Raw genomic sequence first — 24,750 nt, forward strand, 5'->3', positions numbered from 1 at the left:
TCTCCTTAGTGTCGGCCCATGCCGTAGTAGTCAAACCCCTCGTTCCGCAAGCGCTTTGGATCATAGATGTTGCGGCCGTCGAAGACGACGTGGCCGCGCATCGCCGATTTGACACGTTGCCAGGACGGCCGGTGGAACTGCTTCCACTCGGTGATCAGCACTAGCGCGTCGGCGCCCTCGATGGCCTCGTACATGTTCGGCGCGTATTCGATCGCATCCCCCAGTGCCTCCTTGGCTCGCACGCTGGCCTCCGGGTCGAACGCCCGCACCGTAGCACCGAGGTCGAGCAGCCGCCGCACAATGACCAGGGAGGCGGCCTCGCGCATGTCGTCGGTCTGCGGCTTGAAGCTGAGCCCCCACACCCCGATCCGCAGGCCCGTCAGGTCGCCCGCGGGCTGCCCGTCCCCGAAATGGGCGACGATCTTGGCGACCAGGGTCGCCTTCTGCTCGGTGTTAACCTGGTCGACGGCGCGCAGCAGGCGCATGTCAGCCCCCAGACCGGCGGCGGTATGTATCAGGGCCTGAACGTCTTTCGGCAGGCAGGAACCGCCGTACCCCACACCGGGAAACAGGAATTCGTAGCCGATACGCCGGTCGGCCCCGATGGCTTCCCGCACCGCCCCGATATCCGCCCCGGCCTTCTCACACAGGTTGGAGATCTCGTTGATGAACGAAATCTTCGTCGCAAGAAAGCAGTTGGCCGCGTACTTGGCCATCTCGGCGCTCTTGACGTCCATGACGATCAGCGGATGGAAGGTACGCAGATACGGCTCGTACAACTCCCGCATGATGTCCACCGCGCGCTTGGAATCGCTGCCGACTATCACGCGGTCCGGCTTCATGAAGTCGGTGACCGCGGTGCCTTCCTTGAGGAACTCGGGATTGGACACGACGTCGAACTCGTGCGAGGTCTTGCCGCGGATGATCTCGCGCACTTGGCCGGCGGTGCCGACGGGGACGGTCGACTTGTCGACGATCACCTTGTAGCGGTCCAGGTGCGTCCCGATATCGCTCGCCGCGGCGTGCACGTAGGACAGGTCGGCCTCACCACCGTCGCTCATCGGTGTGGCGACGGCGATGAAGATCACGTCGCCGTGTTCGATACCCCGCCGGAGGTCGGTCGTGAAGTCGATGGACCCGTTTTCCCGGTTCCTGGCGATCAATTCGGCCAGGCCGGGTTCGTAAATCGGAACCCCGCCAGCCAGCAGCTCGTCCACTTTCGCTCGGTCGATATCGACGCAAACGACGTCATTGCCGCTATCCGCCAGGCAGGCGCCCGTGACGAGGCCGACGTAACCACAGCCGATTACCGAAATCTTCAAGACGACACCCTCGCTTCCCGACGATCGCCCAATAGTCTCGCAAGCGAGCGGTCCGCGCGCGCATTTTCAGCCAGCTTCGTAACCGGTCGCATTACGTTATTTCCGCGACCCTGCGGGTGCGATATCGTTCCGCATCGGCAGCTGTCCGGCGAGCACGTGAGACATCCGGAAAACGGGAAACTTTGGCTGAATGGGATTTTGACGACGATCCAGGTCCGATAGGGTGTTGGGCGTGCCTGAAGCGGATGCCGAGCGCGATCGGACGCCATTTGCGCCGACCCAAGGGCGACAAAAGCTGGGTCACCGCATCGGTGCCACGATAAAGACGAAATTGCGGCTATCACTGATGAAGGCCGGCCGCCGGGTAACGTCTAATCGGCTGGCCAATCTGCGCTCGGTTCTCAGCTACCTCGAGATCGGCCATTGGCTGGCACACGACTTTTCGTATCTGACGGTGGACGTCGTTCCCGACGATTTCGCGGTGTTCGACCTGGCGCGGTCGAAGGTCACCGGCCAACGGCCCCTGTACCTCGAATTCGGCGTGTTCGAAGGCCGTTCGATGCGCTGGTGGTCGCAGCACCTCCCGCACCCCGACGGCAGGCTGATCGGCTTCGACAGCTTCGAAGGCCTGCCACAGGACTGGCGGCCCGGCCACGCGGCGGGTCACTTCGACGTCGGCGGCCAACCACCGAAAATCGACGACCCCCGCGTCTCGTTCGTCGTCGGCTGGTTCGACGAGAGCCTGCAGACCTTCGAGGTCCCCGAGCACGACCAGCTGATCATCAACGTTGACTGCGACGTGTACTCCAGTGCCGCCACGGTGCTGAGTTGGGCCGAGCCGCATCTCAAAGCGGGCACGCTGATTTACTTCGACGAGTTTCCCGACCGCGATCACGAGATGCGCGCCTTCCAGGAACTCATGAGCCGTTCGCCACGGGAGTTTCGGCCGCTGGCCACCGCACGCGGTCACCACTGGCTGTTCGAAGTCGTCAAGTGACGCCGGTCTGGTTTCCGGCGGGTCACAATGCAAAGGGCGGCAGGTCATTTCAATTGACCGGGCGTCGATGACCGGGCGTCGATCAGCCGATCGGCAAGCCGCACGCCCAGGGCGATACCGAGCAGCGTGGGGTTGGCCTGACTCGACGTCGGCAGCACAGAGGTGCTGGCGACATACAGGCCGCGCACGCCGTGCACCTGAAGCTGCGGGTCCACGACGCCGCCGTCCGCGGTCGCGGACATGCGAGTGGTCCCGGCCTGATGAAAGCCGGCATAACCCTGCATGAAACCGTGGACCGAACCTATGACATCGCCGGCGAGCCATTCCACGTACCCGGCACCGTGGCGGCGGAGGTGTTCGTCGATGAGATCGATGGCCGTGCGCACACTCTCGTAGTCGGCGTCCGAAAAGTACATGTGGGTGCGTAGCTTTCGCATCCCGAGGCTATCGCGCTCTTCGGTCAGCTCGACCCGGCTCTCCCAGTGCGGAAGGTGCTCGCCGTGATAGTGCAGTAGATAGCGATTGCCCGACCCCTTCACGAAAAAGCCCGGCGCCTTGCGGCCCTTGCGCAAAAACCGGGCATAGGAGAACCGGACCGCGAAGCGGATCGATCCGAACAGGTCCCGGACGATGTTGCGCAGATGCGCGGCGATCCGCGGCGGGCCCGCGGTCTTGGTGTGAGCCTCGCGAATGGCCGCCGCGAGCAGGAAACGTCCCAGCGGAGAGATCAAGGTCAGGTAGACGCCCGACAGGATCCCGCTCCCGTGCGCGGGATCGCTGATCGGCGGATTCACCATCCAGACAGCCGCATTCGGCATCTCCAGGTCGCGTTGCAACTGCGGACTGAACGTGAAGCGGCGGCGGATATAGACGCCCTCGCGGTCACGCTCGTGTTCGTAGATGACGTCGTCGGTGGTGAAGTGCACGCGTGCAACCCGGCCCTCGACGTGGGACATGTACCAGTGCCCCAGGTGGCCGCCGGCGTTGCCCAGCCCGTCGCGATGATGGCGATCCGAGGCGAGCAGCAGCCGGGTCGCCTCCAACCCGCCGGTCGCCAGAACGTAGTCCGTCGCGACGATGCTGCCCTGCCGCCCCTCGAGCGTCTTCACGATGAGGTGGTCCACGGCATCACCGGCTTCGGTGGTCACGACCTCGGTGCAGGTGAGGCCAATCCACACGGTCAGCCGCGGGGTGTTGCGCAGCGCGTCCCGGTACTCGCGCCCGAAACGCGTTGGCAGGGACCAACGTTCCAGATCTGTGGTGCGCACCTGCTCATCGGGCAGCCCCGCGACCATGTCCCGCTGCGCCACCTCCGGGACGTCCCGCGCGTTGAATACCGCGTGGCCGCAACCCGCCCAATCGCAGGCCCGCTGCAGATAGGGCTCGACATCCTCGTACCGGATCGGCCAGGGTGACTGCGCGCTGATGGGCCGGTCCTCGAAATCGATGGCGTCGAATTTGACACAACGGCCGCCCCACAGCGCCGAGGTCCCGCCCACCTGCCGACGGACCATCAGCTCACTGCGCGAATGAAAGTAGTCGTCCTGCCGCGAATCGAACGACGCCAGGTCCTGCGCGCCGCGATCCGCACGCTCCAAACCGCTTTCGATGAGCGCCACTTCCACGCCCGCCTCCGCGAGCTGCAACGCGATGGCGATGCCGATCGGGCCGGCCCCGACAACCACGACATCGGTCCGGATCGTCGTGTTCGGGGCGAACTGCGCCGGCCGGCGAATCACGGGGGGCCCCGTCGGAACTGCTCGACGAGGGCGAGAAACCTGGTGCGGGTCTCCTCGTCCGGCGGCGCGGAGACGGCGCCCGCCGCGTCGGCGACACGGCGCGGGTCGGTGCTGCTGTACAGAATCGCGCGACAGCCCGTCCCGGTGGCCGAAGACGCCAGGATCAGCCTCGGCAGCATGCCGGGTGCCAGCGGGTCGGCCTGCAGTGTGTCGCACCAGTGTCCGGCCAGCCGCGCATCCGCGCGCAACGCGGCGCACAGGGTGGTGTACGACCGGTTGAATACGCCGAATCCGAGATCGGCCGGGCGCGGCGGAGGATCTAGCAGGTCGCCGCGAACCTGGCTCACGCCCCGGGGTGCGAACGCGGCGGCGAAATCGACCTCGAGCCCTTCGTCCTGGGACACGCCCCAGGCACGAATCTTGCCCTGCCGGCGGGCCCGCTCGAAGAACTCGCCGAGTTCCTCGGTTGCGACGATGTCCGCGGGCCTCGGGCCGTGGACGAACAGGATGTCGACGTAGTCGACACCCAGCGCCGCGAGGCTCTCGTCCAGGCTGCGTGCCGCGCGGGCCGCGTCGTACAACCGCGTGGTCTGGTCCGGTTCCTGGCGCCGCTTGACGGCGCGCCGCAACGCCGGCGTCTTGCGCAGCACCGCGCGCGCCGGAGCCTGGAAGCGGCCGAGCCGCCGGGCCGCGCCCCCGACCTCGATGCCGAACTTGGTGGCCACTGTCACCGAGTCGCGATTCACGGTGCGCAAGAACGCCCCCAGTTCGGCCTCGGCCATCCCGAGCCCGTACATCCGCGCGGTGTCGAAGTGGGTGATGCCGTGGTCGACCGCGCTGCCCAGCACGGCCATCCGCTCCCTGCGGAACGGCGACTGCATCAAACCCCCGCACCCGAAACCGACGGCGCTGATCTGCACCCCCGGCTCCCGAAGCTCAATTCGTTCCAACACCGAGGCTCTCGTAGATCCTGCGCAGCTCTGCGCCGATGACTTCCGGGCTGCGGGTCGCCGCGATGTGCGCCTGCCCCTTCAGACCGTCCCGCTCGGCCAGTTCCGGGTCGCGCAGGTAGCGGGCGATTGCCGCCGCCAGGGCCGGCGGATCATCAACGGGGACAAGCATTTTCGGGTCGGGCACGATGCCCGGCGTGCCGGAGACGGGGGTTGCCACGACCGGTCGCGCGCCGGCGAGGGCCTCGGTCACGATCAGCGGCATCGCCTCGGCGCGGGAGGGCAGAACGACCACCCGGGCGGTGCGAATCAATCCGGGGATGGCGTCCGGGTGCACCGCGGGCTCCACCGAGAAGCGCTCTAGCGGTGGCGGGGTGTAGTCGTCGATCGGGCCGACAACCCGGCACTCCCCTTCGATGCCCTCGTCCAGCAGCAGTTGCCAAGCCGCGGCAAGGGTGTCGACACCCTTACGCAGGCCGATGGTGCCGGCGAACAGCGCGACGGGTGGCGTCCTGCCGGCCGCGGGCGCATCCCAGTCGATCGGGGCCGGGTTCACCGAGATGGTGCTGGGCACACCAGGCGCCAACTGCCCAACGCTGGCCCGCGCCTCGTCCGAGAAGACGATCAGGTGGTCCGCGCGGCGCAGCGTGGCTCCGATGAAGCGGCGGTGCTGCAGGACTTCCCTGGCGACGTCGGCGCCCTGCAGGGTCGCAACGATCCGCAGGCCCCGCGCCTTGGCCAGTCGAATCAGCGTGCCCTCACGCAGCCACGCTCCGCCATCCGAGATGTGGAAGTGCACGATAGTCGTGCGCGGTACCCGGGCAAGCGCGGCCCCCGCGCGCGCGGTCAGAACGAAATTCTTCGCGTGATGCCGCCCGTCCCAGGTGGACAGGACGCGGATCTCGTCCGCGCCCATCTTGTGGTCGCGGATCACCCGGATCACGGTCTGCGTCCCGCCGAAGCTGTACACGTCGGGCCCGACGTGTACAACGCTGATCATCGGCGTCCCCAGAACGGATTTACCACGGCGTCAAGGTACATCGGCAGACTCCCGGATGGTGGGATTATCAATGGGAAGCGGACGCGCCGACCAACGTCGGCCCGGCACCGACCTCGACCGGGTCCGCGTCCCGGGCGGTCTCGCGCAGGCCCGCGAACGCCATGGTCGATCCGAGGGCCAAGCCGAGCGCCAGGGAGTCCGACGGCATTTCCGGCAGCGGCCACACGGCGGATATCGCCAGCAGGCCCATGCTGACCGCCGCGCTGATCTTCGCCGCCGGCGTGCGCCGGCGCAGCGCCCGGATCAGCGGCACGAGGGCGAACACGGCGAACGCAGCCATGCCGACCGCCCCGCCTTTGGCCACCCACCACAGATAGAAATTGTGGGAGTAGGCCGGGTAGAACGTCGTGGCGAACTCGTCGGTCCCGTTCGGCGCCTGGTACTTATAGCCCAGGCCGTGGCCGAATACTGGCGCCTTGGCGATCGTGGCGTTCAACAGTGCGTCTTCCCGCAGCCTTTCCAGCGCCGATTCGTCCACGGCGAGCGCCTTGGACGACACCCCGCCGAGCACCCGCTGGTTGAATGCGCTGAATTGATCGGCAAGCCATATCCCGGCCGCAGAATTCTTGAGCAGGAACAACGAACCCGGAATCGTCACTGCCACGAGCACGCCGCTGACCACACCGACGACGGCGGTGTGGCGCAGCGTCTTCCAGCTCGGGCTGGCGAGCAGGGCGACGGCGGCGGCCACGCCCATCGAGATCAGCGTGTTGCGGGAGAAGGACAGCAGCGAAATGACCAGCGCGGGCGGGCCCAGCGTCAGAAACAACGAGGACCTGTGCACACCGACGATCGCGGCGGCCACCAGTGCGCTCAGCACGGCGGTCGCCGGCGTCTGGGTGAGCAGGATGATGCGCAGGGCGTGGTCGGCGCCGGAAACCCCGGTGAGGCTCTCGGCCCGGCCGGCCAGCCGGATGGCGTGCAACGAGCTCACGATAGCCATCCCCGCGGAAAACCACAGAATCGCGATCGTGACGTAGATCGTCCATCGGATGTGTCCGCCGTAGACGATGACCAGTCCGAGGATGAAGCCGACGGGGATCTCGAGCAGCGTGATCGATTCACGCAGCACGACCAATGCCTCACTGCCGGTCTCGAATCCGGCCGCGGTCGAGACCGCCACCACGAAGGCGAACATCGCGGGCAACAGATAGTCGACGAACCGAAGGCGGACCTTCGGCAACAGGTAGCAGATCGCCAGGATCGCCGCCACGAGGTAGGCGTAGATCACCGCCGGGCCGATGACCTTGCCGACGTGCAGGCCTTGGGGCAGCGCCGCGAAGGCGCCGATCAGCGCGACGGCGATCATCAGCTCCGGTTTGACCCAGTAGACGACCAGGCAGAACGTCGCGGCGATCAGCAGCGTTCCTTCGGTGGTCAGACGCACCGACAGCACGCCGTACACGAAGCAAACGAACATGAACGCCGACAGCAGAGCCGCGTTGACCGCCAGGCGGTGGCGACTCTGCAAGTAAGGGATCACGCCGGCCCGCTGACCTTTGCCCGGTACGCCTTGGCCGCCGCCCGGCTGTGAATGGCGGGCCGCGCCTCGGTCAGGACGGTGCCGACGATATGGGCGCCGGCCGCGCGCAGCGTGGTCAACGCGTCGTTGAGTTCGTCGATGGTGGTCCGACCGGCCCGCACCACCAGCAGCGTGGCTTGCACGGCGCCGGCCAACAGGGCGGCGTCGGCGGTCGCCAGCACGGGCGGGCCGTCGACGACGACCCTGGCGAACCGCGACGACAAGTCCACCAGGACGTTGTCGATCACTTCGGGCGCGAACACGCTGACCGACGACGTCTCCCGGCGGGCCGACCGGGACGCGAGGATGAACAGCCGAGCTATCGGCGACGGCTTCACGACCTCGGCGGCGCTGCGCGGGTAGGCCAGCGCGCTGGCCAGGCCCTCGCCCGACTCGACGTTCAGCAAACCGGCGATGACGGGCCGGCGGGTGTCGCCCTCGATGACCAGGACGTCCTCGCCGAGTTCGGCGAACGCCCGCGCCAGGTTCAGCACGGTAGTCGTGGTCCCTTCGCCGCCGAACGGCGCCACCACCAGCACCCGGCGGCCCTCGGGGCCCATCGCCCGGCGCAGCCGGGCGCGCAGGTCGCGGACCGCGTCGTCGAAGATGACGTCGGTGCCGAACCGTGCCACGCCGCCCCGCTTGCCGGGCAACTCACCCAACGTCGGCACGCCCGAAAGCTGTTCAAGCTTCTCGCGGCTGCGCACGGTGCGATCGGTGGTCTCGCGCACCAGCGCCACCGACACGGCGAGCAGCAGACCGGCGACGAGCCCCATCGCCATGTTGCGCACCGGCGCCGGGCTGTAAGCATGCTCGGGCACCCGCGGCGGCTCGATCACCCGGGCCCGCGCCACCGGCACCGGTTTGCCGTTGAACTGTTGCACGCCGGGCACTTCGGTCTGGCCCGGCGGCAGGGGCGGCGTCGTTTCGGTCTCCGTCGGGGGCGCGCCGGGCGCCGTCGTTCCCGGCGGCCCCGGCCGGGAGCTCATCGCCAGTGTCGGGACGATCGCGACGAACTGGTCAGCCATCGCTCCCGCCAGCGCTGCGGCCCGGCGCGGCTCGGTGTCTTTGACGGTGATCGTGAACAGCATCGACTTCGCGGTGTATTTCACCGCGGTGTTGGCCACCAGGTCGTCGACGGTGAGCGGGACCTGAAGCTGGCTGATCGCTTTCTCCGCCACGGTCCGTCCGCCGGCGATCTGGGCGTAGGAGGACAACCGCTCCTGCGCGGTGAGCGTGCCGTTGTACAGCTCGGTCAGGTCGGTGGCGCCGGAGAACGAGATGAGGACGGTGGCCGAGGACTGGTAGTGCTTGGTCTGCAGGGCGGTAATGGCTGCGGCGCCGATCGTGCACATCAGTAGCGCGGTCATCGCCAGCTTCCAGTGCGCGAGCAGAATCCGGACAAAGGTACGGAAATCCATCGCTTACCAACCCTCCTGGAGGCTGCAGCCGCCAATAGCATCCACAAGGTCTCCTTAGCGGGCGCAGCACAAACTCATTGCACATTATGCAGCATCCCCAAGCAGCGTCATGCAGCGTCATCCGAACGTCAATGGTGCCGCCCGGCGAGCGACCCGAGTCCGCGCCGCGCCGCTGCGCTGGCTGGCATTCTCAGGGCGCGGGAGACAGCAACACCTCGCGGGGGATGTCGAGCGTCGCGATCGGATAACCCCCGGAAGCGTCGCGTCCGTCGCGGGCCAAGTGCATCGGCGGGTAGTCCACCACGTGCGACGCGCCCGGCTTGTGCTGCTGCCACTCCACCGCGGCCTGCAGCGTGTAGTGCCCCGGCGCCAACCCCGTCATGTCGACCGACACGGATTCGCTGGCCGACACCGGCACCGCCTGGTCGCGCGAACCGCTGGGATCGTCATGGACCAGGGCCTTGAGATTGACGGTCGCCGGCATCGTCTTGACCACCGCCCCCGAAAAATCCACCAACCTATAGACGGGGACCCATTTCTCGGTCGCGGCCGCCGAGCCGTAGTTGGTCCAGACCGCCGAAATAGTGGCCACCTTGTCCTTCAGGGTTTGCGATCCCGCCCGCGACTCGACCGAATACCGGTAGCCCGCGGCGACGTTGGACTGCGCCCAGATCTGGTAGAGCGCCGGGTCCATCGGGACGGGCGAATTCGTGTCCTCGAAGTCGCAATTCGACGTCATCGACACGTGGTACTTGACGACGTCGTGCAGGCCCTTTTCGTAGTAGGCCCGTCGATCGGCCCCCTTGGGCAACATGCACCACTCGGTGAGCACCGGCGCGGTGGCCAGCCGGTCCTTCAGCTGGGCGACGACCGGATCCTTGGTCAGCACGTAGTGCGAACCCTCCAGCTCGGCCCAGCCGGGCATCGGCGCAATCACGCCGATGCAGTCCGAGCGGATACCCACCGGCGCGGCCGACTTCTTGGTGGTGTCGTCGGAAAGCATCTGCCGCACGATTTCCGGGTTCAGGGTCGTCGTGATCAGCTGCGTGCGGGGAAAGGCGTTGACGTTCGCCGCGACTAGCTGCCGGATGGAATCGATCGTGATGCTCTGATCGCGAAACTGGCTGTAGTACCCCAGTTTCGCCATGCTTTCGTCCGGGGAAGGCCCGGCCGCGTTCAGGTTGTCCCGCAGATAGGCGATGTGGTTCTCGCTGAAGTCCCCGTAGCCGGAGAACTCGAAGACGCTGAGCCGCTCGTCGCCGTCATAGCGGCGGCCGAGCGCGGCGAGCAACTCCCCGAAACGACTGAGGTACATCGGGTCGTTCCAGTTCGGTACCACCTGAGTCACGCCGGGAGTCCACCAGTACCGTTCCGGCCCCTGGTAGCTGGTGGTCGCCGGCCGCACCCAGTCGGGCACCCCGATGTTCGTGTTGTTCGGGAAGACGGTGTCGCAGCACGAGCTGTAGGCCGTCACGCGAAGGGTCATGCGCATGTTGCGCGCGGCCAGTTTGTTCAGCGCCTCATCGATCAGGCTGAAGTCGAACTTGCGATCGTCGGGCGTATCGGGCGGCAGCGTGCTGGGGTCGACGGGCTGCAACTGCCGCCAGGACAGTCGCAAGCTGGCGTCGTACGAGGCGGGCCATGGCGGGTACCGATGCTGCGCGGGATTGACCTGAGGGAACAGCGGGAGCAACAGGTCCTCGTATTGGCCGCGCAGCGGATTGGGCACTTCCTGCAGGGTCAGGGGGATGGCCGGACTGACGATCGCGATCAGAGGTTCGGAAGTGCCGTGCGCGCCGCAGCCGGTAACGAGGAACGTCGCGCACAGCGCGACGGCCAGCATTTTCTTCTTAATTGTCTGCACCCTGATTTCTCGTCAGACCGCGCCCGCCGACAGTGTCGGGCGGTCGGCTAGGAACGGCAACGGCATCCAGCGCGCGGCGAGCAGCGCCTCCATTGCGTTGCCCGGGACGGGTTTGGACAACAAGAACCCTTGCGCCCGGTGGCACCCGTGCTGCATCAAAGTCTGTGCGGCGGCCGGCGTCTCGACGCCTTCGGCGACCAGTTGCAGACCGAACGCCTCGGCCAGGCCGATGATGGCCCGAACGATCGCCAAGTCGCCGGCGTTGGTGCCCAGGTCACGAACGAACCCGGCGTCGATCTTCAGGATGTCCACCGGCAGCGACTTCAAATGCGACAACACCGCGTAGCCACTACCGAAGTCGTCGATGGCGATCTGGACGCCGACCTCTTTGAGCTCGTGCAGCGTTTTCCGGGTGGTTTGGATATCGTTCACCACCGCCCGCTCGGTGATCTCCAGGCATAGCGACGAGCCCTCCAGACCGAACTCCTCGATGGTGTCGGCGACGCTGCGCACGAAGCCGCGCGTGATCAGCTGCACCGGCGACACGTTGATCCGCAGCACGGCGCCCTGCCCGACACCGTTGACGCGCCACCGGCCGAATTCCGCGCAGGCGCTGCGCATCACCCACTGGCCCAGCTCGCCGGCCAGATTGGTCGATTCGGCGATCCCGATGAACGAATCGGGCAGCAGCAGCCCCCAGACCGGATGGCGCCAGCGCACCAGCGCCTCGGCGGCGACGATCGCCCCGGTCCACAGATCGACCTCGGGCAGGTAGTGCAGCAGCAGCGCTTCGCTGTCGATATCGCCCTGCAGATGCAATTCGATGTCGTTGCGGAACGCGCTCTTGAGCGACATGTCGTCGGTGGACACCGCGACCTGGTTGCCGCCGGCGCGCTTGGCCGTCAAGACGGCCTCGTCCGCCCGGCGCAGCAGGTCGGTGCTGTTGTCGCGCCCCGGCGTGCCGGTGGCCAGGCCGATGCTGACACTGCGGGTGATCATGTGCCCGCCGATGGCCAGCCGCTCGCGCAGCATCGCCCCCAGCCGGCGGGCGAACGCCTCCGCCGTCGCCGCCGACATAGGCTGGTTGGGCACCACGACGAACTCGTCGCCGCCCAGGCGGGCGATCATGCTCTGGCCGGCGCAGGCCCGGATGCGCTGGGCGAAGACGCGGATGAACCAGTCGCCGGCGGTGTGCCCGAGGTAGTCGTTGATCGGCTTGAGCCGGTCCAGGTCGAGGAACAGCACGGCCACCGGACCCGGGCTCGACGGGGCGAGCCGCTCGGACAGGTGCGCAATCAGCGCCCGACGGTTGCACAGGCCGGTCAGGTCGTCGTGCTCGGCGAGGTACCGGAGCTTTTCCTCGGCCGCGATCCGGGCCCGCAGCTGCGCCATCAGGGCGGCGACGACCTCGAGCGTGTTGATCTCGTCCGGTCTCCACTTGCGACCGCCGAACTTGACAAAGCCCAGCACGCCGGTGCTCTCGCCCAGCGACACCAGCGGTGCCGCGGCCACCGACGGCGCGAGGTGCTGCTTGGCGGCGCCGGGCCAGCGCCACCACGGGCGGCCGGGCTGATCCGGCCCGACCACCACCGGTTTCCGGCTCTGTTCACACTGGGTGAGCACCGGGTCGGCGCTGGTGAAGTGGACAACGCCCAAGGGGTCCGGATCGGGGACGTCGGTGCGCGGCGGCCATTCGGCGACCAACACCCACGCCCGGATGTCGTTGTCGTGGCGGCGTAGGAAACCGGCGTCCGCACCGAACGTCTCAACGAGCTCCGCAAGTACCTTTTCGCTCACCTGGGTGGCCGTGGACGCCGTGGCCTCCATCAGCTGAGTCGCGACGGAGGTGACGACCAAGTCCAGGCTGCGTGGCATGGCGTCCTCCGATATTGGCACGTGTCCCATCGGGGCATCAGCGCCGAACTAGCCCGCGGGGACGGTTTCACAGCGACGCTTTTCGACCGCGCGCCGCTGCGCACCGAAAGCCCCGCTAGTTACGCGTTATTCGACAGAGTGTATTCGGACCCCGGCAGGTCAGGGATGTATTTGTCGAGAAACCCGCGGGTCGGTGTGTCATTGGCGGTCGGCCGTCGCCGGGCCGTCGCGCGGGATGTCAAGCGTCGCAATCGGGTACAACCCCGACGCGTCGCGGCCGTCGCGGGCCAGCGCCATCGGCGGATAGTTCACGACATGCGAGGCGTCCGGCTTGTGTTGTTGCCAATCCACGAACGCGCGCAGGGTGTAATGCCCCGGCGCCAATCCGGTCAGGTCGACGTGAGCGGACTCGGTGCAGGTTGCCGCGACCGGCTCCTCGCGCGACGGGCTGGAGTCGTCGTGGGTCAGCGTGTCGAGTTTGCACGTCGCCGGCACGGTGCGGATCGCGGTCCCCGAGAAGTCCACCAGCTTGTAGCCGGCGACCCATTTCTCCGTCGCGGCGGCCGAGCCGTAGTTGGTCCACGCCACCGAGATCGACGCCACCTTGCCCTGGATGGATTGCGATCCCGGCTGCGCCTCGACCGAATACCGATAGCCCGCGGTCGCGTTGACTTGGCCCCACAGCGCATAGGCCCGACGGTCCATCGCCGACGTTGCATCCCGGTCCGGAAAGTTGGTGCTCGACGTCATCGAGACGTGATACCTGATGACGTCGTGCAGCCCCTTCTCGTAATACGAGCGCGGGTCGGCGCCATCGGGCAACCGGCACCATTGGCTGATCACCAGCGCCGAGGTCATCCGCTGCTTGATCGCGTTGACGACCGCGTCGTTGGTCTGCACGTATCGGGAATCGTTGGATTCCGCCCACGCGGGCAACGGCGACTGGGCGCCAAGGCAATCCGAGCGGATTCCCACCGGCGCCGAGAGCTTCTTCGTGACGTCGTCGGCGAGCAACTCGCGCACGATTTCCGGATTCTGCGGCGTCACCACCAACTGCGTGCGGGGAAACGCGTCGACGTTCGCCGCCACCAGCCGGCGAATGGATCCGGCGGTGATGCTCTGATCACCGAACTGGCGGTAGCCCGAGAACTCGAAAACGCCCAGCCGCTCGTCGCCGTCGTAGCGCCGGCCCAGCGCAGCCAGTAGCTTCCCGAACGCCTCCAGGTATCTGGGGTCGTTCCAGTTCGGCACCACCTGCGTCACCCCGCTGTTCGCGGGCCCGGGATAGGCGGTGGCCGCCGAGCGCATCCAATCGGGGATGCCGATGTTCGTGTTGTTCACAGCGCCGGTGTCGCAGCAGGAGTTGTAGGCGTAGACCCGCAGGATAAGCCGCATGTTGCGGCTGGCCAGCTTCGTCAGCGCATCGTCGATCGCGCTGAAGTCGAACTTGCGGCCGTCGGGAGCGTCGGGCGGCAGCGTGCCCGGATCGACGGGCTGCAACTGCCGCCACGAGACGGCGACGCTGGCGTCGTAGGAGGCGGGCCACGGCGGGTACGCCTGCTGGGCGGGATTCCCCTGCGGGAACAGCGGGACCAGCAGATCCTCGTATTGGCCCCGCAGCGGGTTGGCGATCTCCTGGGCGGTCGGCGACATGGCCGGGCTGACCATCGCGTTCAGCGGTCCGGGGTCGTGGTGGTCGGCGCAGCCAACGACGGACAACGCCGTGCAGGCGGCAGTGAGCAGCGCGAACTGTTTGGGTGTTCCGACCATCGTGACCAACCTAGATCCCGTCGAGCGGGGACGCCGTGCGGGCTCCGTGCACGCCATGCGACCGCGACCGCATCGATTACGCTGGTGGCTCTACAAATCACGCAGAGGACCACGAGATGCCCGTCGCGGGATCGGCCAAGCGCTGGCTCGCGCCTGCGGTCAAGGTCATTGCGCCGCGCCGGTTCTGGCAGCGGAAGTATCGCATGCTGCACGAGCTCGGGCAGTCCCGCCCGGACCTGCAACTGGCGGTGTCGATGTGCGATCCGGACCGGGTTTCGGTGGACATCGGCGCGGACGTCGGCCAGTTCACGATCGCGATGTTGTCGGCGTCGCGATCGGTGATCGCCTTCGAACCGCGGCCAGCCCAGGCCCGGAAGTTGGCCACGATGTTCGGCGCGGTCGGCGCCGCGGTCCGGATCGAACCGGTGGCACTGTCGGACAAGCCGGGGGTGACGGCCATGCGGGTCGTCGAGTCCGAGCCGGGCCGCAGCACCATCGACACCGGTAACGCCCTTTCCGACGTCAGCGGCGGGGACGTGCAGACTATCGACGTCCCGGTCAAGCGCCTCGACGATCTGGGGCTCGACGACATCGGCCTGATCAAGATCGACGTCGAGGGCCACGAACTGGCCGTGCTGCACGGCGCGGTGGACACCATCGCGCGCAACCGCCCGGCGATTCTGGTGGAGGCCGAGGAACGCCATCACCCCGGCGCGGTCGGCGAGCTCGCTCGGCTGCTGGCCGAGCTCGGCTACGCCGGCTACTTCGATCTCGACGACGAGCGGCGGCCCATCGCGGAATTCGACCCGGCTCAGCACCAGGACCCGGCCAACGCCGGCCGCCGCGAGGACGACTGGGTCGCCCGGGGCGTCTACGTCAACAACTTCGCGTTCTTTCCGCACGGCGACTGAGCCAACGGCGGATTGCGTGAGCCGGCTCACATTTCGGCGGTGAACTGTCACGCTGGGACGAGCTGCGGTGTCTCCAGGTCACGAATCCCGTGAGAAGAGGAGACAGCAATGACCGACCCAACCGACCCAAGAACCCACGTCGTGATCGTCGGCGGCGGGTACGCCGGAACCCTGGCCGCCAATCGTCTGCGCCGGCGGCCGGACGTGGACATCACGCTGGTGAACGCGCGTCCGGTGTTCGTCGAGCGCATCCGCCTGCATCAGTTGGTCGCCGACACCGGCGCGGCGACGGCCGACTACGACACGCTGCTGGGTGACGGGATCCGGCTGATCGTCGACACCGCCGCGGCCATCGAGGCCGCCGACCGCCGGGTGCTGCTGGCCTCGGGCGCCGTCCTGGACTACGACTATCTGATCTATGCCGTAGGCAGCACGGGCGCGACACCCGCGACACCCGGTGCCGGCGAATTCGCGCATTCGATCTGCGACCTGGAAAGCGCGCAGCGGCTGCGCCACGCGCTGGCCGACCTGCCGCTGAACGCACCGATCACCGTGGTCGGCGGCGGACTGACGGGCATCGAAACGGCGTCCGAGCTGGCCGAGCAGGGCCGCCCGGTGACGCTGGTGTGCGGCGGCACGCTCGGCACGACGCTGAGCAGGCGCGGCCGGCGGTCGGTGGCCAAACAACTGCGCCAACTCGAGGTCGACATCCTGGTATCGGCCACGGTGAGCGAGGTCCGCTGGGACGGCGTGATCCTCGGCGACGGCGCGGTGCTGCCCAGCGCGGCGACGGTGTGGACGGCCGGATTCACCGTGCCGGACCTGGCCGCCCGCAGCGGCCTGCGCACCGACGCCACGGGCCGGCTGCTCACCGACGAGACGTTGACCAGTGTCGACCACGACCGCATTGTCGCCGCCGGTGATGCGGCCGCGCCGTCGGGCCGGCCGCTGCGGATGAGCTGCCAGGCCGCCGAGCCGTTGGGGGCCCAGGCCGCCAACACCGTGCTCGCCCGGATCGCCGGAGACACTCCCGCGGCGCTCAGCCAGGCGTTCGTCGGGCAGTGCATCAGCCTGGGCCGCAGGCACGGCACCGTGCAGTTCGCGCGCACCGACGACACCCCGGTGAACCTGGCCCTGGGCGGCCGGACCACCGCAGCCATCAAGGAAGCGATCTGCAAGGGCACGCTGTCGGCCATCCGGCGCGAGGCCGCCAAGCCCGGCTCGTATTTCTGGCTCAAGGGCGGCAACCGCCTGCAGCAACTGGCGGTTGCTCAGCAAACCGCACTACGTTGAAAGGCGAACACGCCGAACGGTTTACGTTGCTGCGGCCCCTGCTGTTCACCATCGCCTACGAGATTCTCGGCTCGGCGACCGACGCCGACGATGTGTTGCAGGACAGCTATCTGCGTTGGGCGGCCGTCGAGTTGGCGGCGGTCAACGACACCAAGTCCTATCTGGCCCAGCTCGTCACCCGCCAATCGCTCAACGCGTTGCGGGCCGGGGCGCGGCGGCGCGAGGAATATGTGGGGCCGTGGCTGCCCGAGCCGTTGCTGCTCGACGACCAGGATCCGTCGGCGGATGTTGTTCTCGCGGAGTCGGTTTCGATGGCCATGCTGGTGTTGCTGGAGACGCTGAGTCCCGACGAGCGGGCGGTGTTCGTGCTGCACGAGGTGTTCGGGTTCGACTACGGCGAGATCGCCGAGGCGGTGGGCAGGACGGCGCCGACCGTGCGGCAGGTGGCGCACCGGGCCCGCGAGCACGTGCGGGCGCGGCGCAAGCGGTTCGACGCGAAAGACCCGCGGCGTAACGCGGAGATCACCGCGCAGTTCCTGGCCACCGCGGCCAGCGGCGACGTGCACGCGCTGATGGCGATGCTCGCGCCCGAAGCGACCTGGACGGCCGACAGCGGCGGCAAGGTCTCCGCGGCCCGGCGGCCGGTGGTCGGCGCTGAGCGGGTCGCCCGGGCGATCGCCGGGCTGATGCGCCGGGCCGCGGCCGAGGCCACGCTGCGCGTGGAGATGGTGACCTGCAACAGTGCCCCGGCGGTGTTGCTGTATCTCGGCGACCACCTCGAGGGCGTGATCACGCTGGAGATCGCCGGCGAGAAGATCACCAACTTCTACGTGATGCGCAACCCGGACAAGCTGGCGGCCCTGGCCACCGCCCGCGATATCAGCCGGGGCTGACCGACGAGGTGCGAAGGCTGACCGTTCTGTCAAGCTAGGGCGGTGCGAATCGAACGGCTCGGCCACCTGGGCGAGGCACCCCGGGTGCTGCGCGCCGTGGGTGACGCCACCGGCCGGCTCGACCTGCCGGCGCCGGCCGCGCTGACCGGCGACTGGTTCGATTCGCTGGCGGTGATCGCACCGAGCGTGGCGGCGCGGCCGGTGGCGGCGGCCGACGCGTTCGCGGTCGAATTGGGCGGGGCGGCGACCGACCGCGGCGGGGTGGGCGGCGGCTGGGTCGGCTACCTGTCCTACCCCGATGCCGCCGCCGACGGGCGCGGGCCCCGGATCCCCGAGGCCGCGGGCGGCTGGACCGACTGCGTGCTGCGCCGCGACCGCGCCGGGCAGTGGTGGTACGAAAGCCTTTCGGGTGCGCCGATGCCGGGCTGGCTGTCGGCCGCGCTGGCCGCGGCGCCGGCGCCGACACGCGGCTGCCAGATCGACTGGGACGCGGCCGATCGCGACGCCCACCGCCACGGTGTGCTGGCCTGCCTGGACGCGATCGGTGCCGGCGAGGTCTACCAGGCGTGCGTGTGCACGCAGTTCAGCGGGACGGTCACCGGGGATCCGCTGGACTTCTTCATCGACGGCGTCGCGCGGACCTCGCCGGCGCGGGCGGCCTATGTCGCCGGCCGGTGGGGCGCGGTGGCGTCGCTGTCTCCGGAGCTGTTCCTGCGGCGCCGCGGCGCGGTCGTCACGTCGAGCCCGATCAAGGGCACCTTGCCGCTGGACGCCTGGCCCGCCGCGCTGCGGGCGTCGCCGAAAGAAGTGGCCGAGAACATCATGATCGTCGACCTGGTCCGCAACGACCTGGGGCGGGTGGCGGTCACCGGCACCGTCACCGTCCCCGAGCTCCTGATGGTGCGGCGCGCCCCGGGGGTGTGGCACCTGGTGTCGACGGTCTCGGCGCAGGTGCGACCGGAGCTGCCGACGTCGGCGCTGCTGGACGCCGCGTTCCCGCCCGCCTCGGTCACAGGTACGCCCAAACACCGTGCACGTCAATTGATTTCGCAGTGGGAACAAGCGCGCCGCGGAATATATTGCGGCACGGTCGGTTTCGCGTCGCCGGTGGCCGGATGCGAACTCAATGTCGCGATCCGCACCGTCGAGTTCGACGGGCAGGGACACGCGGTGCTCGGCGTGGGCGGCGGGATCACCGCCGATTCCGATCCCGACGCCGAGTGGGCGGAGTGCCTGCACAAGGCGGCTCCGGTGATCGGGATCCCGGTTCAGCCGCGCCGGGACCGCAGCACCGCGTCGTAGAGCTGGCGCGACCGCACGGGCGGATGCGCCGCGGCCACCTCGCCGCAGGCGTCCTTGACGCGCAACCCCTCGGCGACCAGGCCCTCGACTTCGGCGACCAGCGACGGCAGGTCGGCGCGCGGGGTCGCGCCGCCCAGCACGACGGTGACCTCGCCGAGCACGCCGCCGGCCGCCCACGCCGCGAGCTCGGCGAGCGATCCGCGCACCACCTCCTCGTGCACCTTCGTCAGCTCCCGGCAGACCGCCGCCGGGCGCTCGCCGCCGAGCTCCTCGACGGCGTCGCGCAGGCATGCCGCCAGCCGCCGCGGCGATTCGAAGAACACGCAGGTGCGTCGCTCGTCGGCCAGGGTAGCCAGCCAGGTTCGGCGGGCCGCGCCCTTGCGCGGGGCGAACCCGTCGAAGCAGAACCGCTCCGACGGCAGACCCGACACCGCCAGCGCGGTGGTCACCGCCGACGGCCCGGGCAGGCACTGCACCGGCAGGCCCGCGTCGACGCACGCCCCGACCAACCGGTAGCCCGGGTCGCTGATCAGCGGCATACCGGCGTCGCTGACCACCAACACCGTCGCCCCCGCCCTGATCTCGTCGACCAGCCCGGGCACCCGGGCGGCCTCCACCTGGTCGAACATGCTGACCACCCGGCCGGAAATCGCCACACCCAGCGCCGTGGCCAGCGTCCGGACCCGCCGGGTGTCCTCCGCGGCCACCACGTCGGCGTCGCGCAGCGCGTTGATCAGCCGCGGCGAAGCATCCGACGGCTGGCCCAACGGGGTCGCACCGAGCAACAGGCGCCCATCGGTCATCTGCGCCACTCCTCTTGGTTGCTGCGCTTCGCATCGTCGGCGGCGCGGGTCATGGCGGACAGCCTACGATCGACACCAATGTCTGCCCCGCCCAGCGAAACGTCGATCGCCGCCCCGGAGCGGGTCGTCCCCATCGTCAGCCCCGGCCCGCTGCTCCCGATCGCCGATTTCGGGCCCACCGATCGGCTGCGCGGCTGGGTGGTCACCGGCATCGTCGCCCTGCTCGCGACGATCACCCGGTTCATCAACCTGGGCACCCCGACCGACGCCGGCACTCCGATCTTCGACGAGAAGCACTACGCGCCCCAGGCCTGGCAGGTGCTGAACAACCACGGCGTCGAGGACAACCCCGGGTTCGGCCTAGTGGTGCACCCGCCGGTCGGCAAGCAGCTCATCGCGATCGGCGAGGCGCTGCTCGGCTACAACGGGGTGGGCTGGCGGTTCACCGGCGCGCTGCTCGGCGTGGTCATGGTGGTGCTGGTAATGCGGACCGTGCGCCGGATCAGCCGCTCGACGCTGGTCGGGGCCATCGCCGGCGTACTGCTCATCTGCGACGGCGTCAGCTTCGTCGCGGCGCGCACTGCGCTGCTCGACGGTCTGCTGACGTTCTTCGTCGTCGCGGCGTTCGGCGCGCTGATCGTCGACCGCGACGACGTCCGCCGACGCATGCACGTCGCGCTGCTGGAGGGCCGCAGCGCCGAGACGGTGTGGGGGCCGCGGCTCGGCGTGCGCTGGTGGCGGTTCGGGGCCGGCGTGCTGCTCGGATTGGCTTGCGGGACAAAGTGGTCCGGCCTGTACTTCGTGGTGTTCTTCGGCCTGATGTCGTTGGCGTTCGACATCGCCGCGCGGCGGCAGTACCAGGTGCCGCGGCCCTGGGTCGGGACGTGGCGACGCGACCTGCTGCCCACCGCGTACGCGCTGGGCGTCCTTCCGGTCGCGGTGTACCTGGCCAGCTACGCGCCGTGGTTCGCCTCCGAGACCGCGATCGGCCGCCACGAGGTCGGCGTGACGATCGGCCCGCACAGCGATTGGCCGTTTCCCGATGCGGTCCGCTCGCTGTGGCATTACAGCGCCAAGGCACTGGAATTCCATGCGGGACTGACCAATGCGGCCGGCAACTACCACCCGTGGGAATCCAAACCGTGGAGCTGGCCGATGTCGTTGCGGCCGGTGCTCTACGCCATCGACCAGCAGAACGTCGGCGGGTGCGGCGCGCAATCGTGCGTCAAGGCCGAGATGCTGGTCGGCACGCCGGCCATGTGGTGGCTGGCCGTGCCGGTCCTGCTCTACGCCCTGTGGCGGTCGGTCGTTCGGCGGGACTGGCGCTACGCCGTTGCCCTGGTCGGTTACTGCGCCGGGTGGCTGCCCTGGTTCGCCGACATCGACCGGCAGATGTACTTCTTCTACGCGGCGACGATGGCGCCATTCCTGGTGATGGCCATCGCGCTGATCTGTGGCGACATCCTCTATCGCCAAGTAGGCACCCAGAGCCGGGAACGCCGGACGCTGGGACTCATCGTGGTGAGCTGTTACGCCGCCTTGGTGGTGACGAACTTCGCGTGGCTGTTCCCGGTGCTCACCGGCCTGCCCATCTCGCAGCAGACGTGGAACATGGAGATCTGGCTGCCCAGCTGGCGCTAGTTTCTTTGCGCGAGAGTGCAACCAGCGACGGCCTTACTCGGGAAACGTGTTGCCAGTTGCACTTTCGCGGCGCTTTACAGCGCGTCGCGGGCGACCGGGCAGGACATGCACCGGGGCCCGCCGCGGCCGGTGCCCAACTCCGAGCCGGCGATCGTCAGCACCTCGATGCCCGCCTCCTGCAGGCGCGTGTTGGTCTGCGCGTTGCGTTCGTAGGCGACGACGACGCCGGGCGCCAGCGCCAGCGTGTTGTTGCCGTCGTCCCACTGTTCACGTTCGGCGATGACGGGATCCAATCCGGTGTCGATGTGGCGCAGCTTGTCGATCCCCGTTGCCTTGGCGGCGGCTTCCAAAAACGGCGTTTCTTCGCCGATGGACACGCCGTCGGGCGAGCGCTGGATGGTGAAGGCCGTGAGCTTTTCGACGATGTTGGCGTACATCACCACCGTGTCGGTGTCCACCATCGTGCACACCGTGTCCAGGTGCATCTGCGCGCGGCGCTGGGCGATCGGGACGGCCAGCACGGTATGCGCCAGATCGTCGTCGAACAGGCTGCGCGCCAACGCTTCCGCCCCGGCCGGGGTGGTCCGTTCGCCGACGCCTACCGCGACCACACCCGGGGCGAGCAGCAGCACGTCGCCGCCCTCGACGGGGGCGGTGCGCGATTCGTAGGCGCGGCGCACCCCGGTGAACCGCGGGTGGTGCGCGTAGATCAGGTCGGTCAGCGACGCCTCGCGCATGCGCGCCCGCAGCGCCAGCGACGGGATCACCACCCGCGGCCCGATCCAGATCGACGAGTCGCGGGTGAACACAAGATTCGGCAGCGGGTCGATGACGAAGTCCCCGCCGTGGTGCATCCGCAGCACCAGCGACACCGCGGTCCGGGTGTCGGCGGGCAGCTCGTTGAACGTCATGCCGGCCATCAGGATGTGGGCCAGCTTCGCGGGGTCCAGGCCGCGCAAGTAGGCGGACAGCTCCTGGGCCAGCGGCACGCCGAGCCGGCGGGCGTCGACGGCCGCGGCGACCCCCTGCATCCGGGCGGCTCCGCTGTGCTGCAGCGCCTCGGTCAGCAGGTCGGACAGCAGCAGCACTTCCACCCCGCGCGAGCGCAGCAGCTCGGCGAACTGGTCGTGCTCCTCCTGCGCGCGCGCGACCCACGGCAGCCCGTCGAAGAGCAGCTGGTCGTTGTTGCGCGGATTGAGTCGCCGCAGTTCGGCACCGGGCCGGTGCAGGATCGCGACCCGAAGCGCTCCTACCTCGGAATTGGTGCTCAGCTCGATACCACCCACGCCTAAACGGTAGCCGCGCCGACGGTGAGCGTCGCGTCGCGGCCGAGGCGCGCTGGTCGCCCGGCGAGTCCCGATTCTTCGAACGAATGTGCGATAGACTGCGCGGCGTGGGGACCCGGATATCAGGGGTACAGGGCTCGCTGTTCGAACACACCGAGCGCAGGCAGCTCGGCGACGGCGCATTCATCGAGATCCGCGCCGGCTGGCTGGCCGGCGATCCGACGATCGAGGACGACCTGCTCGAGGCGCTGCTGACGACCGTGCCGTGGCGCAACGAACGCCGCCAGATGTATGACCGGGTGGTCGACGTGCCGCGGTTGGTGAGCTTCCACGACCTCGCGGTCGAAGACCCGCCGCACCCCGCGCTGGGCCGGCTGCGGCGGCGGCTCAACGACATCTATGCCGGCGAGCTCGGCGAGCCCTTCACCACCGTCGGGTTGTGCTGCTACCGCGACGGCTCCGACAGCGTGGCCTGGCACGGCGACACCATCGGCCGCAGCAGTGCGGAGGACACCATGGTGGCGATCGTCAGCCTGGGCGCCACCCGCACCTTCGCGATGCGCCGGCGCGACCCGAATCGCCGGGGTCCGTCGTTGCGCCTGCCGCAGGCGCACGGCGATCTGCTCGTGATGGGCGGGTCGTGCCAGCGCACCTGGGAGCACGCGGTCCCCAAGACGGCGTTTCGCAGGGGCCCGCGCGTGAGCATTCAGTTCCGGCCGCGCGACGTGCGCTAGCCGCGGATCGCGGCGACCGCCTTGACGAGCAGGTCGCGGGCACGGTCGGTGTCGACCTTGGCGGGCGGTTGGTTGGGCACGACGAGCGGGTTGGCGATGACGATCACCTGATAGTCGCCGAATTGTGCCGAATAGTCGTACAGCTGACCGGTGAGCGGGCCGCCCGCGGCCGCCGTCTGCAACACGCGGTGTACGCCCAGCGTCTGTGCGCCGTCCACGTGCGGCGCGTCTACCACCTCGAAGCCGCCCCGTATCCCCGCCCCGGAGAACCGCACCTTCGTGCAGTCCTTCCCCGGGTCGTTGACCGGCAGCGGCTTGGAGGTCTCCAGCGCGATCACGACATAGCGGACACCGTTGCCCTCCGCGGACACCGCCGTCATGTTGCCCTGCAAGTCCGGCGGCATGTCCGGCCCCGCCGCCACCTTCGCGCAGTTGGGCGGATCGAAGGCCAGCCCGTCGGGCAGCTTGCGGGAGGCCAGCAGCTTGGGATCGATCGCCCGTTCGCTGATGTCGGCGACCTTGTAGTCGGGCCCGAAGCTGGATTTCACTGCGACGATCTTGGTGATGTCGGCGTTGGTCGAGGCGGTCTGGGTGCCCGACGAACAGCCGGCGAGTATGCCCGCCGACGCGACAGCGAGCGCCACCTTCAACACCGGGGCTAATCTACCCAACCCGGACGGTTCAGCCGCGCAACGTGGACACCGTTTTGACGAGCAGATCGGCCGCGAATTGCGGGGGCAGGGCCGGCTGCGCGGAGCCGGGGTCGGTGGTCAGCGTGGTAAATGCGTAATAGTTGCCCAGGTATGCCACGAAAGTATAGGTGCGCGAATCAATTTCGGTTCCGGACTCGACCGAGGATTTCACGTCGGTGACCATGCCGACGGTGTCGGCGCCGTCGACGTGCGGGGGGTCGGTGAGGTGCACGGTAATCGTGGTGCGCTCGGCCGTCGTGCTCCACTGGCCGCACGCGGCGACGATGTTGCGGTCGAGGTCGACGGGCCCGGACAACGAGACGACGATCGCGTCGATGACGCCGCCCGAACCCGAGCCGGACACGCCCTGTGCGGATTGGTCACGATCGTTGCCCGGGTCGGCGAGCGCGGCGCACTGCTGCGGTGTGACCGATGCATCGGCGTCGCGGCTCCAGATCATCCGGGGCGACGCCCCGTTCGGGACGCCGGTCGTGATTTCGTAGTCGGGCGGCATGTCGCGCACGACTCGCTTGATGTTGGCGGGGTTGACGACGGTGGCATGCACCGACGTCGTCGGCCGCGGCGGCACGTGCGCCGGCGCGTGACCGCACGCGGTGGCCAACACCGCCAGCAGTGCGCCAATCCAGCACGGGCGCCTGCGGAGTCGTATCACGA

The 24,750-nt window shown here is 68.7% G+C and carries 20 protein-coding genes; 7 read left to right on the plus strand and 13 right to left on the minus strand.

Annotation, left to right across the window (positions count from 1 at the left end):
• Window positions 1-5 precede the first annotated feature (5 nt).
• Window positions 6-1,322, minus strand: a complete 1,317-nt coding sequence (locus tag MSG_RS20015; protein WP_096442339.1) for a UDP-glucose dehydrogenase family protein — start codon at window positions 1,320-1,322, stop codon at window positions 6-8.
• 232 nt (window positions 1,323-1,554) lie between these two features.
• Between MSG_RS20015 and MSG_RS20020 the strand changes: the two genes are divergently transcribed.
• Window positions 1,555-2,319, plus strand: coding sequence for a class I SAM-dependent methyltransferase (locus tag MSG_RS20020; protein WP_142404543.1), 765 nt, complete (start codon window positions 1,555-1,557; stop codon window positions 2,317-2,319).
• A 44-nt stretch (window positions 2,320-2,363) separates the two neighbouring features.
• Here MSG_RS20020 and MSG_RS20025 read toward each other — a convergent pair whose 3' ends face one another.
• From MSG_RS20025 to MSG_RS20060, 8 genes are all read right to left on the minus strand, one after another.
• On the minus strand, window positions 2,364-4,058 hold the full coding sequence (locus tag MSG_RS20025; protein WP_096442343.1) for a GMC oxidoreductase: 1,695 nt from the start codon (window positions 4,056-4,058) through the stop codon (window positions 2,364-2,366).
• Window positions 4,055-4,978: an aldo/keto reductase gene (locus MSG_RS20030; protein ID WP_096442345.1), complete on the minus strand. Its 924-nt coding sequence runs from the start codon at window positions 4,976-4,978 to the stop codon at window positions 4,055-4,057. Before MSG_RS20030 ends, MSG_RS20025 begins: the two co-directional genes overlap by 4 nt.
• Before the next feature lie 16 nt (window positions 4,979-4,994).
• Window positions 4,995-6,008 carry a glycosyltransferase family 4 protein gene (locus MSG_RS20035; RefSeq protein WP_096442347.1) on the minus strand — a complete coding sequence of 338 codons (1,014 nt, stop codon included), beginning with the start codon at window positions 6,006-6,008 and terminating at the stop codon, window positions 4,995-4,997.
• A 67-nt stretch (window positions 6,009-6,075) separates the two neighbouring features.
• On the minus strand, window positions 6,076-7,551 hold the full coding sequence (locus MSG_RS20040; protein WP_096442349.1) for an O-antigen ligase family protein: 1,476 nt from the start codon (window positions 7,549-7,551) through the stop codon (window positions 6,076-6,078).
• On the minus strand, window positions 7,548-9,011 hold the full coding sequence (locus tag MSG_RS20045; protein WP_096442351.1) for a polysaccharide biosynthesis tyrosine autokinase: 1,464 nt from the start codon (window positions 9,009-9,011) through the stop codon (window positions 7,548-7,550). The genes MSG_RS20040 and MSG_RS20045 overlap by 4 nt, the downstream gene beginning before the upstream one ends.
• A 190-nt stretch (window positions 9,012-9,201) precedes the next feature.
• Window positions 9,202-10,854, minus strand: a complete 1,653-nt coding sequence (locus tag MSG_RS20050; protein ID WP_181159254.1) for a hypothetical protein — start codon at window positions 10,852-10,854, stop codon at window positions 9,202-9,204.
• 33 nt (window positions 10,855-10,887) lie between these two features.
• Window positions 10,888-12,750, minus strand: coding sequence for a putative bifunctional diguanylate cyclase/phosphodiesterase (locus MSG_RS20055; protein ID WP_096442353.1), 1,863 nt, complete (start codon window positions 12,748-12,750; stop codon window positions 10,888-10,890).
• Window positions 12,751-12,948: 198 nt separating this feature from the next.
• A complete protein-coding gene (locus MSG_RS20060; RefSeq protein ID WP_373421212.1) occupies window positions 12,949-14,520 on the minus strand; it encodes a ferrochelatase in 1,572 nt (523 codons plus the stop codon).
• Between the two features lie 116 nt (window positions 14,521-14,636).
• Here MSG_RS20060 and MSG_RS20065 point away from each other — a divergent pair, with 116 nt between their 5' ends.
• From MSG_RS20065 to MSG_RS20080, 4 genes are all read left to right on the plus strand, one after another.
• Entirely contained in the window at window positions 14,637-15,431 is a 795-nt protein-coding gene (locus tag MSG_RS20065; protein WP_096442355.1) for an FkbM family methyltransferase, read from the plus strand.
• Between the two features lie 108 nt (window positions 15,432-15,539).
• Complete coding sequence (locus MSG_RS20070) at window positions 15,540-16,724, plus strand: NAD(P)/FAD-dependent oxidoreductase (RefSeq protein ID WP_096442357.1); 1,185 nt, start codon at window positions 15,540-15,542, stop codon at window positions 16,722-16,724.
• Complete coding sequence (locus tag MSG_RS20075; protein ID WP_096442359.1) at window positions 16,721-17,617, plus strand: RNA polymerase sigma-70 factor; 897 nt, start codon at window positions 16,721-16,723, stop codon at window positions 17,615-17,617. The genes MSG_RS20070 and MSG_RS20075 overlap by 4 nt, the downstream gene beginning before the upstream one ends.
• A 42-nt stretch (window positions 17,618-17,659) precedes the next feature.
• Entirely contained in the window at window positions 17,660-18,919 is a 1,260-nt protein-coding gene (locus MSG_RS20080; protein WP_096442361.1) for an aminodeoxychorismate synthase component I, read from the plus strand.
• Here MSG_RS20080 and rsmI read toward each other — a convergent pair.
• Window positions 18,886-19,722: a 16S rRNA (cytidine(1402)-2'-O)-methyltransferase gene (gene rsmI, locus MSG_RS20085; protein ID WP_096444692.1), complete on the minus strand. Its 837-nt coding sequence runs from the start codon at window positions 19,720-19,722 to the stop codon at window positions 18,886-18,888. The genes MSG_RS20080 and rsmI overlap by 34 nt on opposite strands.
• A gap of 78 nt (window positions 19,723-19,800) precedes the next feature.
• On the opposite strand from rsmI, the gene MSG_RS20090 reads away from it, so the two are divergent.
• Window positions 19,801-21,363, plus strand: a complete 1,563-nt coding sequence (locus MSG_RS20090) for a dolichyl-phosphate-mannose--protein mannosyltransferase (RefSeq protein WP_096442363.1) — start codon at window positions 19,801-19,803, stop codon at window positions 21,361-21,363.
• Between the two features lie 74 nt (window positions 21,364-21,437).
• On the opposite strand, the gene arcA is transcribed toward MSG_RS20090, so the two are convergent.
• Entirely contained in the window at window positions 21,438-22,649 is a 1,212-nt protein-coding gene (arcA, locus tag MSG_RS20095) for an arginine deiminase (RefSeq protein WP_096442365.1), read from the minus strand.
• A gap of 107 nt (window positions 22,650-22,756) precedes the next feature.
• Between arcA and MSG_RS20100 the strand changes: the two genes are divergently transcribed.
• The gene (locus MSG_RS20100; protein ID WP_232011089.1) at window positions 22,757-23,383 is read left to right on the plus strand and encodes an alpha-ketoglutarate-dependent dioxygenase AlkB; all 627 of its coding nucleotides are present in this window, start codon (window positions 22,757-22,759) and stop codon (window positions 23,381-23,383) included.
• Here MSG_RS20100 and MSG_RS20105 read toward each other — a convergent pair.
• Together MSG_RS20105 and MSG_RS20110 are read right to left on the minus strand one after the other, a co-directional pair.
• Window positions 23,380-24,036, minus strand: a complete 657-nt coding sequence (locus tag MSG_RS20105; RefSeq protein ID WP_096442369.1) for a DUF5642 family protein — start codon at window positions 24,034-24,036, stop codon at window positions 23,380-23,382. The genes MSG_RS20100 and MSG_RS20105 overlap by 4 nt on opposite strands.
• Window positions 24,037-24,064: 28 nt before the next feature.
• The gene (locus MSG_RS20110; protein ID WP_096444693.1) at window positions 24,065-24,745 is read right to left on the minus strand and encodes a DUF5642 family protein; all 681 of its coding nucleotides are present in this window, start codon (window positions 24,743-24,745) and stop codon (window positions 24,065-24,067) included.
• Between the last annotated feature and the right edge of the window lie 5 nt (window positions 24,746-24,750).

The organism is Mycobacterium shigaense (assembly GCF_002356315.1).
Lineage (GTDB): Bacteria > Actinomycetota > Actinomycetes > Mycobacteriales > Mycobacteriaceae > Mycobacterium > Mycobacterium shigaense.